This is a genomic window from Thermococcus thioreducens (assembly GCF_002214545.1).
GTDB classification, from domain to species: domain Archaea; phylum Methanobacteriota_B; class Thermococci; order Thermococcales; family Thermococcaceae; genus Thermococcus; species Thermococcus thioreducens.
Window position 1 is genome coordinate 1,636,840 of record NZ_CP015105.1, and the last position, 14,076, is coordinate 1,650,915.

Here is a 14,076-nt window from a genome sequence, read left to right on the forward strand (position 1 = left end):
CATATCCCCCGCATGATTGTAGATTTTACCCAAACTATCATTTAACATATTACGCGCTTCTTCTTATTAATCTAACCCTCGGAATGTTTTTAAGAACCGGCGTGGAGTGAACGACTATGTACGCCGCGATATTTGGAAAAAATCCCCGCCTGAGTGAGGCAGAGTTTCACGCGTTCACGAAAAGGTTTAACCTAAAGGTGAATATTATCGAGGCAGACCGTGACTGGATGGTATTTGACTCAAGCTCAAAGATCGAGAGGTACTTCCACTGGCTCGGTGGCTCTCTCAAGTTGGTGAAGATCCTTGGTGAAGGCGAAGATGCCATAAAAGACCTGGAATACGCGAAGCTCTTCACCGTGAGCCTCTACGGCAGGAACGACTGGAAGCTCTGGAGGAAGCTGGGGAGCGCGGTAAAGAGGGAGTTCAGAGTGGAAGGCCCCTCAAAGTTCTTCAAGCCGGCTAAAGTTTACGCGATGCCAGCAGAGCTAATCCTGAAAGGCTTCCCCGAAGTTAAGGACTTCGTATTCCTCTTTAGGGAAGACGGAAGCTTTCTCGTAGGCGAGACAGTAAAGGTCACCGACCCGTTTGAGCTGAAGAAGCTCGACGTTGAGAGGCCCATCCAGAGACCGATACTCTCAATCCCTCCCAGGCTCGCGAGGATAATGGTGAACCTGACGGAGGTGAGGAAGGGCGCCTTCCTCGACCCATTCTGCGGCATAGGGACAATCGTCCAGGAGTTCGTCCTGCAAGGGTTAAACGCCTATGGAAGCGACCGCGACCCGGAGAGAATAAGCGAAGCCAAGAAGAACCTTGCATGGCTCAGAAAGGAGTTCCGGATCAAAAACTCGGCACACCTTGAGGTCTGCGACGCGAGGAAGCTGAGGCGGTGCTTCCGCCAGCGGTTCGACGCGGTAGTCACCGAGCCATACCTCGGGAAGCCCCTCAAAAGGAACCCGGGCAGGGGGGAGGCGATAAAGCTCGCCAACGAGCTGGACAGGTTCTATTATTCCGTCTTCGAGAGCTTCGGAGATGTTCTCAAGAGAAACGGGAGGGTGGTCTTCGTCTTCCCTGCCTACAGGCTGAGCGGAGGGGGAATATACAGGAAGGAGAGGAAGTGGCTGACCAAGCTCGGCTTTGAAGTCCTTGGAAAGTACACCGACTATGAGGAGAGGCACCGCCTGGTTAGGGACATCCACGTGCTGAGGTACCGGGGCTAAAGGAGCCTCGCGTGCTCCTGCTTTATGCATCTATGTGCCACAACTATTAAACCGGCCTCCTTGGCCTTTTTGAACGCCTCCCTGTTGTAGGTGTTGAACTGGAACCAGACGACCTTTGCGCCCTTCTTTACCGCCTGCTCGACGTAGTCCATCGTGAACTCCGGCCTTATGAAGAGGTCGACTATCTCGACGTCATCAGGGATATCGAGAACACTCGGGTAGCACTTCCTTCCGAGGACTTCGGAATAGCGGGGGTTGACTGGATAGACCTCATAGCCGTGTTCGAGGAGGTAGCGCATCACGTCGTTTGCGTCGCGTTGGGGCTTCGGTGAAGCGCCCACGAGGGCGATCTTTCTGTACTTTGTCAAAATCTCCCTAATCTCATCGTCGCTCAGCCTGTCAACGGGCATTATCCTGACCATGCTATCACCGGAAGCGTCTCGACCTCAACCTTTAAAGCACTAACCGAAAACTCTCTGCGGTGAGGGCTTTGCTCTACGAGGAGAGGTTTTCAGTAAGATGGATTTTCCTGTTGCTCATCCCTGCCTTTGTGGCGCTTGGCGTTGGCCTCTACTTCGCGTATCAAGAAGGCCAAGGCCTCTGGGGAGTGGGGACAGGCCTAATAATTACCCTACTTTTGGCCTTTGAGGTCTCGAACTTCAGGTTGACCATAGACGAAAGGGCGGTAAAAATCCGGGGAGGCCTTGGCTTAATCAGGATAACGGTTCCGATAGATGAAATCAAGAGCTTTTACGTAGCGCACGACTGGAAGGCCTGCAGTGGTTTCGTTCACTTCAACTTGCCCGCCAAGGGTTGCGTCCTCATAAGAAAGAGGAACGGAAAAACTGTATCCTTCTCAACCAACAACCCGGAGGAGGTCGCGAGGGTTTTAGTCACCCTCGGCGTTCCACGAGCACCTTAGTGCCCCGAACTGATACCACCCTGACCCCCTCGCCGGCCTTTGCGGTTCCGTTTAAGCATCTCGCCTTCCAGAGCTCCCCGTCAATTTTGACGACTCCCTCAGGTGAAAGGTCTTCAACAACGAGGGCAGTCCTCCCCATCAGACTCTCGGGGCCGGTTTCGGGCCTTTTGTCCGCTCCACCGCCGAGAACGAAGGGGGCTATTAGAAAGTCCTTGGCCAGAAGAAGTAGCATCAGGGGCAATCCCGCCCAGAGGGGGATCTCTATCCCCACCCCTGGGAGTATCAGAAAGATAAAAATGCCGACTATTACCTCGTCGGCCATCAGCGCGAGGAGCTTGAGAAGATTCCCAGCTTTTATACGCTTCATTTTTAAACCTCGCCCCTGGCCAGCCACTTCCAGTACGGGTTCAGCTCGACTATCGTCCACCACTTCTTGAGCTCCTTCCTCGCGGTTTTGTAGTCGGGGTAGAACCTTTCGACGAGCTGCCAGAAGGCCTTCGAGTGGTTCATGTGCTTCAGATGGGCAAGCTCATGGACTACAACGTACTCCCTAAGCTCCCTAGGAAGGGCTATAAGACGGACGTTGAAGTTCAGGTTCCCCCTGGGGGAACAGCTCCCCCACCGGCTCTTTTGATGGCGAATATAGACCTTTCCATATTTAACTCCCATCCTGTGGGCGTAGGAATCCACAAGGGGCAGGAGTTCCCTTCGGAGGATTTTCTTCAGGCAGTCAAGGACATCGCTGGGATTGGGTGAGAGGACGACGGTCTTGAACCGCTCGTGAACCTTGGGCTTTCTCCCGTGGATGACCCCGTAGAACTCGCCGTTGATGGGAAAGCCCGACTCAGCTATCTCGCGAAGGCCCTCTATCTCGGCCAGCTTGCCCTCAAGCCAGCCGCGGTGCCTCTCGATCAGGGCATCGACGTCGAAGCCATCCGGAGCCGTGACCACGACCGTCCCGTCCGGCCTCACCTCAAGCCTCGCGTACTTAACCGGCCGACGGCGAACCCTCAGCATTGCCGCTCACCTTTTAAGAAGAATGGATAAAAAGTCCTTATGAAGGTTCGGGTCATAGAGAGGCGCGCCAAGAGCATCTACACCAGATCCAAAATTCCTGGCGTAGAGTGGGCGGTCAACCAGTACGTCGGCTGTGCCTTCGCCTGTGAGTACTGCTACGCCAAGTTTCTAACGAGGTGGAAGGACTACGGGAGATGGGGGAGCTGGGTCGAGGTCAAGACCAACGCGCCCGACCTAGCTAGAAAGCACGTTTCCGGGAGCATCGTCATGTCAACGGTGAGCGACCCGTATCAGCCGATAGAGGCCGAGTTAAAGCTCACCCGGAAGGTTCTGAGGTACATGGACAAGAGGAACGAACTCTCGGTGCTCACCAAGTCCCCCCTGGCAACCCGGGACATCGACCTTTTCAAGGAGTTCCGAACGATAGAGGTCGGCCTCACGATAAACGGCTTTAGGGGTAGAGAAAAGAGGCTCTTCGAACCTCTAACGCCGGTTCACGAGGCGAGGGTTAATGCCCTTAAGGAACTCCGCGAGGCGGGCCTGAAGACGTACGTCTTCGTCAGCCCCATAATTCCAGAGATAACTGACGTCTCCGCCATAGTAGAGGACACGAGGGGCTTTGCGGACTACTACTTCTTCGAGGTGCTCAACCTCCGCGCCTCCGGAAGGGAATTCCAGGAGCTCCTCCGCGATGAGTACCCGGAAAGCTACGAGGTTCTGACCGATGGCAGTGCCTTTGAAGAGTTTCTGTGGGAGCTGAAGAAGGAGATAAGAGGCCTACACGTGAAGGCGGGGGGAATAGAGACCCACAGGGGAGGCTGGGAGTTCATAGAGCCCTGACTTACCACGTCGGAGAGAGCAGAGCCCCTCCGTAGGCCAGCCAGACAAGGAACGCGGTTGAGAATGGAACGGTGAACTCATCGTAGGCGGATTGGAGAGGGAGGCTTTCAAGGAGGGTTGCGACCATCGCAACCCCCATTATGATAGCGGGAGATGGGTCAAGCTCAAGAACCCTGTGACTGGCCCAGAGTGCCAGGATTGAAACCGCCAGCATCACGGTGCTCCCGATGAGGGTTTTTCTCCGGTTCCAGGGAATTCTCGGCCCTCCGAGGAGCTGGCCGGCTATGGCGTTGCAGCAGTCGCCGAAGGTCGAAACCCACAGGGCCGAGAGGGCGGCTATTTTAGGAAAGACCGTGCAGATTATGGCCATTGTGACCCACAGCAGAAAGCTCCCTAGAAAGTTGTCCCTCTCGTCCTCTCTCGCCATCGTCCTGTAGCTCAGGTCTGCTATGGGCACGGTAAAGCTCCAGCCGCGGAGGAGCTTGAGGTGCTGGAGCGTGTAGAGAAAGGCGAAGAACCAGACGACCACCAAGGTAACCCACTTCGGGGTGAAGACGATTATAGGGGCACCGAGGATCCCGGGGAGGACGTGCCAGCCCTTTCTCACGAGCTCCCTTCGTGGAATGCGGTTCATGATTTCACCCATACTGATTCCACGAGGTCATTTATCACTTTTTCTCCGACAACTATAAAAAGACATAATCCCAGGGACACTCATGCAAGTAAGGTTTGAGAGGCTCATTCCCTTCGAGGATGACGATGTCAAAACGGTAGAGAGAGTTGTGCTCGGACTGAGATTTATACACTACGTCCAAGGCGCGAACGAGGAAATCTGGAACTACGCTCCGAGATACATCAAAGAACGTTACGAAACCTACTTTTATCTGATCGACTTCCCAGAAAAGAGCTTCCTGATAGCCTCAACGGTGCCCCTTAAAATATCCGTCCCCTGCCGGAAAGTTCTAATGCTCGAGGGGAGCAGGAATTCCATCGCCAAGAGGCTAAAACTCCACTTCCTCGACCCCCTGAACCGGAGGGTGAACCTGCAGAGAACAGCCGGGCTGAATATCACATCGCTTCTGGCTCTCGCTGCCCTTGGAGGAGTTCTCCTGTGGTTAAATCCATACCTCTTTGCCCTAACCCTTTTGATATTAGTCCTCGGACTAACGCCTGGAAATGCCAAAATCGCCGTCAGACACGGGAAGGAAATCGCAATCTTCAAAAGAAACGAGAGGACTTATAAAGCGGCCTCTTTGCTCGCCGGAATGATCTACCTTGTTCCCCTCATAAAGACCATCCAAGATATGTACAGGGACACCAGGGACATTAGGGTTTTGGTGGCAATCCTCCTAGTGAGCACTCCAATGATAATCCTCGCACTCATGATTTTGTATTTCCAGAGGGAGTGGCAGGACTTGGTATGACCGCTATAACCAGAGAGTTCACGTTCGTTCCGGTCGGTCCTGTTTTGAGGAGCGCGCCGGCCTTTTCCAGCGCATTATATGCGTCGTGCCCCCTGAGGACTTCCTCGACGTCGATTCCCGCTTCCCTTAGAAGCCCAAGCGTTTTCCCGTCCACTATCCCGCCGGCGGCGTCGGTCGGCCCGTCCGTCCCGTCGGTGTCAACCGCCAGGACGACGGCGTTCAGCCCCTCTATCTTCCGGGCAATGCTCAGGGCAAACTCCTGGTTCGGTCCGCCGAGGCCGGCCTTCTCCCCGATGGTCACTGTCCACTCTCCGCCGGCTATCAGGACGGCGGGCTTTGGAACCGGGCGGTCGTATCTGGCTACCTCCTGGACTATAGAGCCTATCGCTAAAGCTACCTCCCTGGCCTCCCCTTCGAGGGTCGTTGTGAGTATCGCCGCGTTGTAGCCGAGTTCCTCCGCCTTCTCCAGGGCAGATTCACAGGCGAGGGTGTTGCCTCCAACTATGAAGTTGTGGACGTTGGGCAGATCTTCCTTGAGGGTTTCCTCGGCTTTTCCCTCAAGTCCCAGCTCGATGTGCCTCTTAACACTCTCTGGAAGCTTCTCCCAGACGCCGTAGAGCTTCAGTATCCTGAAGGCGTCCTGGAATGTGGTGGGGTCCTTTACGGTCGGACCAGAGGCTATCGCCTCAAGCGGGTCGCCAACGACGTCCGAGAGGATGAGACTTATCACGGTACCTTTTACACGTTTTGCCAGCTTACCGCCTTTAACCGCAGAGATGTGCTTCCTCACTGTGTTTATCTCGTATATCTTTGCCCCGCTCTCCAGAAGGAGCTCGTTCGTTCTAATTTTGTCCTCCAGGGTTATCCCCCTCTCCGGGAGGAGGAAGAGCGCACTTCCGCCACCGGAGATAAGGACGAGGAGGACGTCATCCTCCCCAACCTTCTCGGCCAGTTCGAGGCCGAGCCTTCCACCCAGGAGGGAGTTCCCGTCCGGAACGGGATGTCCGGCCTCAATGACCCTCAGCCTTCCCAGCTTGGGGCAGTTTCCGGCGTAGCCGTGCTTGGTGACTATTACTCCTTCCTCAATCCTCTCTCCGAGGAGGTCAACCACCGCTCGCGCCATTGAACAGGCGGCCTTGCCGAAGGCCAGAAGATAGATTTTTCCCCGTACTGGAAGTTCCTTTCCAAAAACCATCAGGCGGTTTCCATCGACGCTGATGCTCCTACGCACTGCCCTGTAGGGGTCGGCACTCTTGATAGCCGCGTTCATAATCTCCAACGCGGCGGTTTCGGCGTCCATCTCACTTGCCTCCAGCAGGAAGAACTTACTCAAAGAGTATTATCCTCTCGGCCTCTATGTCCTCCAGGGAAGCGTTCCAGCCGCCCACCACGTGCCTCTCACCGTCTTCAGTCTCCACAGTTATGTTCGAGATAACTTTGCCCTCGTCCTCGTAGAACTCAACAATCCTCCCCACGAGATGAACCGGCTCTCCCGAACGGACGAAGCGGCCGAAAACCTCCACCTTGGCGTTCTGAATGCTGAACCGCCGCAGATCCGAAACAAGCTCCCTTATGTGTATGTACTCCCTCGGAAGCCGGAGCGCCCGCTCTTCCCTGTAAACGACCCTCCCTGTCGGCCAGAGGGCATGGTAAAAGTAGCGGTCGAGCATGAATAGGAGGTTGTTGTCGTGTATGACCAGCCCGTAGCCGTGGAGGGAACTGCCGGCAGTTAACGCCTCGTAGGGCAGGTATATGCCCATGTCCCTGTCCTGAATTATGATTATGGGGTCTGGAACTTCACGCATGCGGATCTCTGTAGCGATGGGAGGCACTTCCCCCTCACCGTAGACGAAGAGGTTTATCCTGACGGAGTCTCTCTTCACGCCGAGGTCGTCCTTAAGCCTGTCGAGGAGTTCCCTGGGTACCGCGATGCTGAGATGGAACCGGCTGTTCCGTATCGCCCGCCTGATGTACTCCTCCAGGGTTATTCTGCTCTTAACGACCGTAACGCTTCCGATCTCTCCCCGGGGAGTGTAGAGCTTCTCCAGGGCGGCCTTGAGGGTCTCTATCTTTTCGTCGTAGCGCCTCTTTATGGCGTCCATGACGCTGTCCGGGCTGAGGGGAATGACCTGCTTCGGCCGTCCCTGGCTCGTCGTCACGAAGCCCTTGGCCATGAGGGTTCTTATAACGTCGTATATCCTGGGCTGGGGCACCTTTGAGAGCGTCGCGAGCTCTCCAGCGGTCAACGGGCCGTTCCTGATGAGGGTAAGGTACGCCCTAACCTCGTACTCGTTCAGGCCGAGCTCCTTGAGCAGGGACTTTATCTCCTTCTCCTCCATAGGCAGGCCTCAGATTATCGCTTTTTCGGTGGTCTTGTCAAAGATATGGAGGTTATCAAGGTCGACCTCTATTTTAATCTTTTCTCCGATGGGTAAGGGTATGTGTCCGGGCAGCTTTATCTTGATGATGCTCCCACCGACCTTGGCATGCACTATAGTGTCCGTTCCAAGGGCCTCGATGAAATCGACGACCCCATCTATCTCAACGCTTCTGGTCACATGTTCCAGCGTGGATACTCCCTTCACAGTCATGTGCTCCGGCCTTATGCCGACCAGAACATCCTTCCCGAGGTAGTCGAGGAGAATATCCCTGAAGTCCTCGGGTAGGGGTATCCTGAAGCCGTCACCCTCAAGGGCTATCCCCTCATTCTCAACGAGGCTGGCATCCAGAATGTTCATCTCGGGGGCACCTATGAAAGTCGCCACGAAAAGGGAGTTCGGCTTGAGGTAAACCTCCGTCGGAGGGCCCACCTGGAGGAGTCTCCCCTGGTTCATGACCGCTATCCTGTCGCCCATGGTCATTGCCTCGACCTGGTCGTGGGTGACGTATATCGTCGTGACCTTGAGCTTAGTCTGGAGCTTCTTTATCTCGGCACGCATCGCGACCCTCAGCTTGGCGTCGAGATTGCTGAGAGGCTCGTCCATCAGCAGAACGTCCGGTTCGACCACTATCGCCCTTGCAACGGCCACACGCTGCCTCTGGCCGCCGCTCAGCTGTCCTGGATAGCGGTCAAGGAGCTCCTCTATCTGGAGCAGTTCAGCCGCCCATTTGACGCGCCGTCTTATCTCGTCCTCGGGGTACTTCTTTACCTTGAGCGGGAAGGCTATGTTATCGAAGACCTTCATGTGGGGCCACACTGCATAGCTCTGGAAGACCATCGAAATGTTCCTGTCCTTGGGGGGTAGGTAGGTAACATCCCTGTCCCCGAAGTATATCCTCCCCTCGGTGGGTGTCTCAAGGCCGGAAATCATCCTCAGCGTCGTCGTCTTCCCGCAGCCGCTTGGCCCGAGGAGCACAAGGAATTCACCGTTATCTATTTTCAGGCTTAATTCTTTAACCGCTTCAAAGCTCCCAAACCTTTTGGTTATCCTATCGAGCTTAACCTCGACCATGTTAACACCTCACTTGAGCGTTATACCCCACATCGTGACCAGATATTTTCTTGTGAAGAACACGAACACCATCGCGGGAAGCGTCATTATGAACGCCGCGGCAAACTTGTAGTAGTCCGGTGCCGCTCCACCCCCCGCCCCCGCCACTATGGAGAGTATGAGAGCCGGCAACGTCCTGTTGTTGAGGGTGAGTATTGACGCCATGAACACCTCGTTCCAGCTCATGACAAAGGTAAACATGGCTGCCGCCGCCAGTCCTGGAAGGGCTAGAGGCAGAGTAATCTTTCGGAAGGATCCAAACCTCGTGAGGCCAAATACCAGTGCGGCCTCCTCAAGCTCCTTTGAAACCCCCGCAAAGATGCTGGAGGTTATAAGTATCACAAAGGGCAACGCCATCGCTGTGTGGGCGAGCGCAACCCCAAGGAGTGTGTCTATAAGGCGCAGGTTTATATAGAGGACGACAAGGGGAATTGCCATCACTATCACGGGGAACATCCTGATTCCGACTATGGATAGCTTTATGGTGTCCTTGCCCGGAAAGATGAACCTCGCCATGGCATACCCCGCGGGAATTCCCAGAAGAAAGCTGATCCCTATGGTCATCAGAGCCACTATGATGCTGTTCTTGATGCCGTTCCATGCTCCGAGGGTGAACAGTATCGTCTCGATGTATTTAGTGGTAAAGTTCGTTGGAATTATTTTGGTTGGGTTGTAGTAGTCCTCAGCCGTGGTGAAACCGTACAAAAACGCAATGACCAGAGGGAGCAGTATCCAGAGGACTATAGTGAAGACCACAGCGTAAGTTGCTATCCTTTTCAGCAGGTATCTGGTCTCGTCGTTCATCGCTCTCCCACCTCCAGATACTCAGCCTTAAGGAACTTTACGTAGAGACCAGCCAGTACAAGGGAGATTGCGGCGATTATCAGGGCGTATATGGAGGCCACGCCTGGATCTTTCAGATCAACCATCTGCCGGAATCCTTCGGCTGCCAAAACAGGTATGTCCCTTCCGGCCAGGATTAGGACTATACCGAAGATCTGCATCGCGAAGAGGGTTCTTATTATGAGGGCGCTCTGTATGCTCGGTTTCAGCATTGGGAGGACGATATGCCTGAGCCTTGTCCAGTAGCCCGCCCCAAACACCTCCGCCGCCTCGATGTACTCCTTGCTTATCATCTGGAGGCCCGCCAGAATTATGACGAAGACTATAGAGGTCGCCCTCCAGATCTCAGCAAGTACTATCACAAAGAACTCCCTGGCTCTGAACTGGTACCCAAAGAAATATATCGGGGCATCAGTTATGCCGAGGTTTATCAGGATCTTATTAACAAACCCGTAGGGCGAGAGCATGGAAAACCATATCAAACCTGCGGCGACATCGCTAATAGTGAGAGGTATTATAAGGGCGTAGATACCCAGGTCACGCCCTTTAAACGTCCTGTTCATAAACAGCGCCAGCAAAACGGCCAGCGCCAGCTGGATTGGGACTATAACCGCCCCAAAGAGGAGCGTATTTTTAAGGGCATCCCAAAAGTAGTAATCGCTAATGGCCCGTCTAAATGTCTCAAGAGAGAGGGCACCATCCTTCGTGAAGGCCAGATAAAACGCCTGGATTAGAGGGTAGCCAATAAAACCCAGCAGATACAGGATTGCAGGCAAAAGTAAAAGATAAGGGAGAAAGTCTCTTCTCTCCATCACCATCCCTCACGGCATTGGAATGCCTACCTCCTGGAATATCTGCTCCATTTGCGGCCCAAGCTCGTTGAGAACCGCCTGTGGATCCTCATTCTTAAGGACAATCCTCTCAAAGGCTTCCCTGTAGAGGCTTGTGAACTGTCCTCCTTTCTCGCCAAGGTTTGGAATTATGGCTATTAGGGCATCTTCCGTGCTTGCCTGCGCCTGAACACCCTCAGCAAGTATCTTGAGCGGTCCTTCAGGTAGCTTTCCGCTTGCTTCCTCGACCGTCGGGAAGAACCCGACCTTCTCCAGAACCTTAACCTGAGTCTCCGGCCTGGTGAGGTAGTCTATCAGCTTCCAGGCCTCCTCCTTGTTGGGGGCGTTCTTAGGTATGGCAAGGCCAGCGATGACAACAATGAAGCCCCTTCCCTTGGGTCCCCTTGGAACCGGGACGACGACGAACTGGTCGGGCTTGGTCTCTATGGCGTTCTTAATCCTCGCTGTGTGATCCCAGGCTATCATAACCTCCCCCTTGAGGAGCGGGTCTGCCATTGCGTCCCAGACGGTGCTCGAGGGGTGAACGTAGGGCCAGAGCCCCTTCATGTAGTTCCACATCTCAACTGCCTCGGGACTGTTGAACTTCTTGGCCTGGTAACCCGTGTAGCTTGGGTAGATGTATCCATGGAGGAACCTGTGCCACAGGCCCTTTGGTCCTGCAGGGAAGCCAAGCTGCGGCTGTCCTGTTGCCTCTTTCAGGTTCTTGGCCCACTGGAGAAGGGCATCGTAAGTCCACTTCTCCGTGCCCTTCATAACGTCCTCTTCTGTGAGACCCTCCGGGAGGTACTTGAAGGCATCCTTGTTGACGACCATCACATAGGTAGCGCTCATCCATGGAACGTAGACCTTCTGACCACGGATGTAGGAGTACTTCTCAAGTGTGTTGATGAACGTCCTTCCCTCAAGTTTTGGCATTCCTCCCAAATCTTCAAGCCATCCTTTGGCGGCCATGTAATCAAGACCGCCGTGGAGGTCGCCTATAACGTCTATGGTAACCTTTCCGGTCTGCTGCTCGCCTTCCAGCCTTGTAATCAGGTCTGTATATGCTATGGGGACGAAGTTTACGTCAATTCCCGTCTCGTCAGTGAAGCCCTTCAAAAGTTCCTCCTGAACGAAGGCCCTCTCTTCGGGCGGGTTCAGCTGGGTCGATAGAAACGTCACTGTTACCTTGGTCTCCCCTCCGGGAGAGATACAGCCGCTGGCCACCACTGCAAAAACCACAATACCGGCCAACAAAAGTCCAAACAACCTCTTCATGGGGCATCACCCGATACCTTAAGTAAGGTACTTCAACGAACTTATGTGGACAACATATATAAGATTTGTGTTTAAAACCACTGAAAGTGGTTGTATTTACACAAAAGTAAAAGTTTGAGATTAAAGCCTGAGCTTCACTGTCCTCCCCGTCCTGGAGGATTCGTACGCCGCCAGGATTATGGCGAGGTTCTTCTTGGCGTCCTCTCCAGTTATGGGGATCTCCCGGCCCTTGAGCACGGCCTCGGTGAAGGAGTTCACTATCCCCCTAACGTCCGGCCTGTCCCAGTATATCTTTTCTGCCCTGTCCTGATACACCGTGAAGTCCGGGTAGGCGGTTCTGACGTCGAGGAAGCCCTCCCTGCCAACGAGGTAGTACTTTATCTCAATACCGTAGGAGTAGCCCTTGGGGTTGCCCCAGCCCGCGGTAAGAACCGCCAGGACGCCTTTCCTGAACTCAAGGACGGCCGTCCCTATGTCATCCACCGGAAAACCGTATATCTTGCTCCCTATGTCGGCGTAGACCTTCCTGGGCACATCGCCGGTGAGCCAGAGGAGGGAGTCAACGCCGTGGGGTGCGGTGTCCATGAACCCCCCGCCGCCGGACTTTTTGGCATCCAGAAACCAGCTCATATCGAGTCCCTGAAGGAATATGGGCGGCTTGACGTTTTCAGAAATCGTTTGTATGTACTCCAGAGCACCTATCTCGCCGGCGTCTATCATCTCCTTGGCTTTTCTCAGAGGATCCGTAAAGCGCGGGTTGAAGGGCAGCATGAGCTTAACCCCTGCCTTTTTAGCGGCCTTTATCACCTCATCAGCGTCCCTGAGGTTCAGGGCGATGGGCTTCTCAAGGAGTATGTGCTTGCCCTCCTCCGCGGCCCTGACGGCTACTTCCTTGTGTCTATATGTTTCTATGGCAATGTAAACGGCCTCCACGTTTTTGTCCCCCAGGAGGGCCTCGTAGTCCCTATAGAACTTCGCCCCGTACTTCCTCGCCTCGGTCTTGGCCACGTCGGAGTTCGAGCCGTCCCCGGATATAGCAACGAGCTTTGTCCTCTTGCCCCCCGCAATTACCGAGGCAAAACGAAGGGCATGCGGATGGGCGTAGCTGATTACTCCGAAGTTGAGCTTCCTCATACCTCAACCACCTCCCCCTTCCGGGCGCTTTCCTTGGCCTTTTCTGCAATCTTCAGCGCAATAAGAGCGTCCTCCGCTGTAACCATTGGCTCCTCCCTGCCCCTGATGCAGTTGAAGAAGTGCCTCAGCTCCCTCTCGAAGGCATCTGGAAACGTCGACAGGAGCGGTGAGAAACGGGGCATCTCGAAGTTGGCCTTGGCAACACCGACGACCGGAGTATCCAGCGGGGTATAGCGTATCCTGCCGTTCTTGCCTATGATGTCAACGTGGTGGTAAAACACACCGTAGCGAGAGGGATAGGGGTACGCCCAGCTGACCTCGGCTATGCCCGTCTTTCCCCCCTCGAACGCTATCATCATCATGAAGTGGTCGAACGTTTCGTTTGCCCTTGCCTCCTCCTTGATGGACTTTCCAACTGCGTAGACCCTCAGGGGCTCGCTCTCAAAGAACCAGCGCAGGAAGTCCGTGACGTGGACTCCAAGGTCAACGGCAACACCGCCGCTCCTGTTCTCGTCCCAGTACCAGTAGTCCTTCGGGAAGGGGAGGTTCTGGACTTCGGCCTTCCTGATGTGCATGGGGAGGATGTTGCGCTTCTTTATAACCTCCTTCATCTGAATCCATCTGAGGTCAAAGCGCCTCACGTGGCCAACGAAGAGGTGCAGGCCTTCTTTCTCCGCGGTCCTTATCATCCTCTCGCCCTCTTCGACGGTGAGGGCTATTGGCTTCTCCACTACCACGTGCTTTCCAGCCTTAAGGGCCGCGAGGGCCAGCTCGGCATGGGTATAAGTCGGCGTCAGTATTTCCACAACGTCGAGGTCAAGGTCAAGGAACTCATCGAGGCCCGTGAACGCCTTCGCTCCAAAAGCTTTGGCACCTTCCTCCGCTCTGGCATCGTCTATGTCCATGCAGGCAACGACCTTAATCCCCTCTATTCCCCTCAGCGCCTTTTTGTGGGCGAGGTTGAATATGTTTCCACAGCCTATCACTCCCACCCTCAGCTCCATGGACATCGCCTGCTTCCAGATACGGTCGAAAGGTATATAACCCTTTTCAAAATAAACCACTTTAAATGGTTGTAAC

16 protein-coding genes are annotated in these 14,076 nt (G+C 54.6%); 4 read left to right on the top strand and 12 right to left on the bottom strand.

Translation table 11 applies throughout. The annotated features are described in order from the left end of the window. The first annotated feature begins 116 nt into the window (after nt 1-116). Nucleotides 117-1,217, top strand: a complete 1,101-nt coding sequence (locus A3L14_RS09075; protein ID WP_055428906.1) for a TRM11 family SAM-dependent methyltransferase — start codon at nt 117-119, stop codon at nt 1,215-1,217. Here A3L14_RS09075 and A3L14_RS09080 read toward each other — a convergent pair. Next, nucleotides 1,214-1,639 carry a CoA-binding protein gene (locus A3L14_RS09080; protein WP_055428905.1) on the bottom strand — a complete coding sequence of 142 codons (426 nt, stop codon included), beginning with the start codon at nt 1,637-1,639 and terminating at the stop codon, nt 1,214-1,216. The genes A3L14_RS09075 and A3L14_RS09080 overlap by 4 nt on opposite strands. Before the next feature lie 59 nt (nt 1,640-1,698). Between A3L14_RS09080 and A3L14_RS09085 the strand changes: the two genes are divergently transcribed. Further along, nucleotides 1,699-2,139 carry a hypothetical protein gene (locus A3L14_RS09085; RefSeq protein WP_232473333.1) on the top strand — a complete coding sequence of 147 codons (441 nt, stop codon included), beginning with the start codon at nt 1,699-1,701 and terminating at the stop codon, nt 2,137-2,139. On the opposite strand, the gene A3L14_RS09090 is transcribed toward A3L14_RS09085, so the two are convergent. Next, nucleotides 2,111-2,506, bottom strand: a complete 396-nt coding sequence (locus A3L14_RS09090) for an NfeD family protein (protein WP_055428903.1) — start codon at nt 2,504-2,506, stop codon at nt 2,111-2,113. The two genes, A3L14_RS09085 and A3L14_RS09090, sit on opposite strands and share 29 nt — an antisense overlap. A 2-nt stretch (nt 2,507-2,508) precedes the next feature. Next, complete coding sequence (locus A3L14_RS09095; protein WP_055428902.1) at nt 2,509-3,156, bottom strand: M48 family metallopeptidase; 648 nt, start codon at nt 3,154-3,156, stop codon at nt 2,509-2,511. 39 nt (nt 3,157-3,195) lie between these two features. Between A3L14_RS09095 and A3L14_RS09100 the strand changes: the two genes are divergently transcribed. Further along, nucleotides 3,196-3,996 carry an SPL family radical SAM protein gene (locus A3L14_RS09100; RefSeq protein ID WP_055428901.1) on the top strand — a complete coding sequence of 267 codons (801 nt, stop codon included), beginning with the start codon at nt 3,196-3,198 and terminating at the stop codon, nt 3,994-3,996. A gap of 1 nt (nt 3,997) precedes the next feature. Here the strand turns inward: A3L14_RS09100 and A3L14_RS09105 are convergent, their stop codons facing one another. Then, on the bottom strand, nt 3,998-4,630 hold the full coding sequence (locus A3L14_RS09105) for a diacylglycerol/polyprenol kinase family protein (RefSeq protein WP_055428900.1): 633 nt from the start codon (nt 4,628-4,630) through the stop codon (nt 3,998-4,000). 82 nt (nt 4,631-4,712) lie between these two features. Here A3L14_RS09105 and A3L14_RS09110 point away from each other — a divergent pair, with 82 nt between their 5' ends. Further along, on the top strand, nt 4,713-5,420 hold the full coding sequence (locus A3L14_RS09110; RefSeq protein WP_055428899.1) for a hypothetical protein: 708 nt from the start codon (nt 4,713-4,715) through the stop codon (nt 5,418-5,420). On the opposite strand, the gene A3L14_RS09115 is transcribed toward A3L14_RS09110, so the two are convergent. The 8 genes from A3L14_RS09115 to A3L14_RS09150 form a co-directional block, all read right to left on the bottom strand. Beyond that, nucleotides 5,377-6,720, bottom strand: coding sequence for a glycerate kinase type-2 family protein (locus tag A3L14_RS09115; protein ID WP_055428912.1), 1,344 nt, complete (start codon nt 6,718-6,720; stop codon nt 5,377-5,379). The genes A3L14_RS09110 and A3L14_RS09115 overlap by 44 nt on opposite strands. 25 nt (nt 6,721-6,745) lie before the next feature. Further along, nucleotides 6,746-7,759 (bottom strand): TrmB family transcriptional regulator, encoded by a 1,014-nt coding sequence (locus A3L14_RS09120; protein ID WP_055428898.1) that lies wholly within the window; start codon nt 7,757-7,759, stop codon nt 6,746-6,748. A 9-nt stretch (nt 7,760-7,768) separates the two neighbouring features. Beyond that, entirely contained in the window at nt 7,769-8,872 is a 1,104-nt protein-coding gene (locus tag A3L14_RS09125; protein ID WP_055428897.1) for an ABC transporter ATP-binding protein, read from the bottom strand. Between the two features lie 9 nt (nt 8,873-8,881). Beyond that, nucleotides 8,882-9,715, bottom strand: a complete 834-nt coding sequence (locus A3L14_RS09130) for a carbohydrate ABC transporter permease (protein WP_055428896.1) — start codon at nt 9,713-9,715, stop codon at nt 8,882-8,884. Then, nucleotides 9,712-10,566, bottom strand: a complete 855-nt coding sequence (locus tag A3L14_RS09135) for a carbohydrate ABC transporter permease (protein WP_074631296.1) — start codon at nt 10,564-10,566, stop codon at nt 9,712-9,714. The genes A3L14_RS09130 and A3L14_RS09135 overlap by 4 nt, the downstream gene beginning before the upstream one ends. 9 nt (nt 10,567-10,575) lie before the next feature. Next, a complete protein-coding gene (locus A3L14_RS09140; RefSeq protein WP_055428895.1) occupies nt 10,576-11,862 on the bottom strand; it encodes an ABC transporter substrate-binding protein in 1,287 nt (428 codons plus the stop codon). 120 nt (nt 11,863-11,982) lie between these two features. Next, complete coding sequence (locus A3L14_RS09145) at nt 11,983-12,996, bottom strand: Gfo/Idh/MocA family protein (protein ID WP_055428894.1); 1,014 nt, start codon at nt 12,994-12,996, stop codon at nt 11,983-11,985. Then, a complete protein-coding gene (locus A3L14_RS09150; protein ID WP_198300089.1) occupies nt 12,993-14,006 on the bottom strand; it encodes a Gfo/Idh/MocA family protein in 1,014 nt (337 codons plus the stop codon). Before A3L14_RS09150 ends, A3L14_RS09145 begins: the two co-directional genes overlap by 4 nt. Between the last annotated feature and the right edge of the window lie 70 nt (nt 14,007-14,076).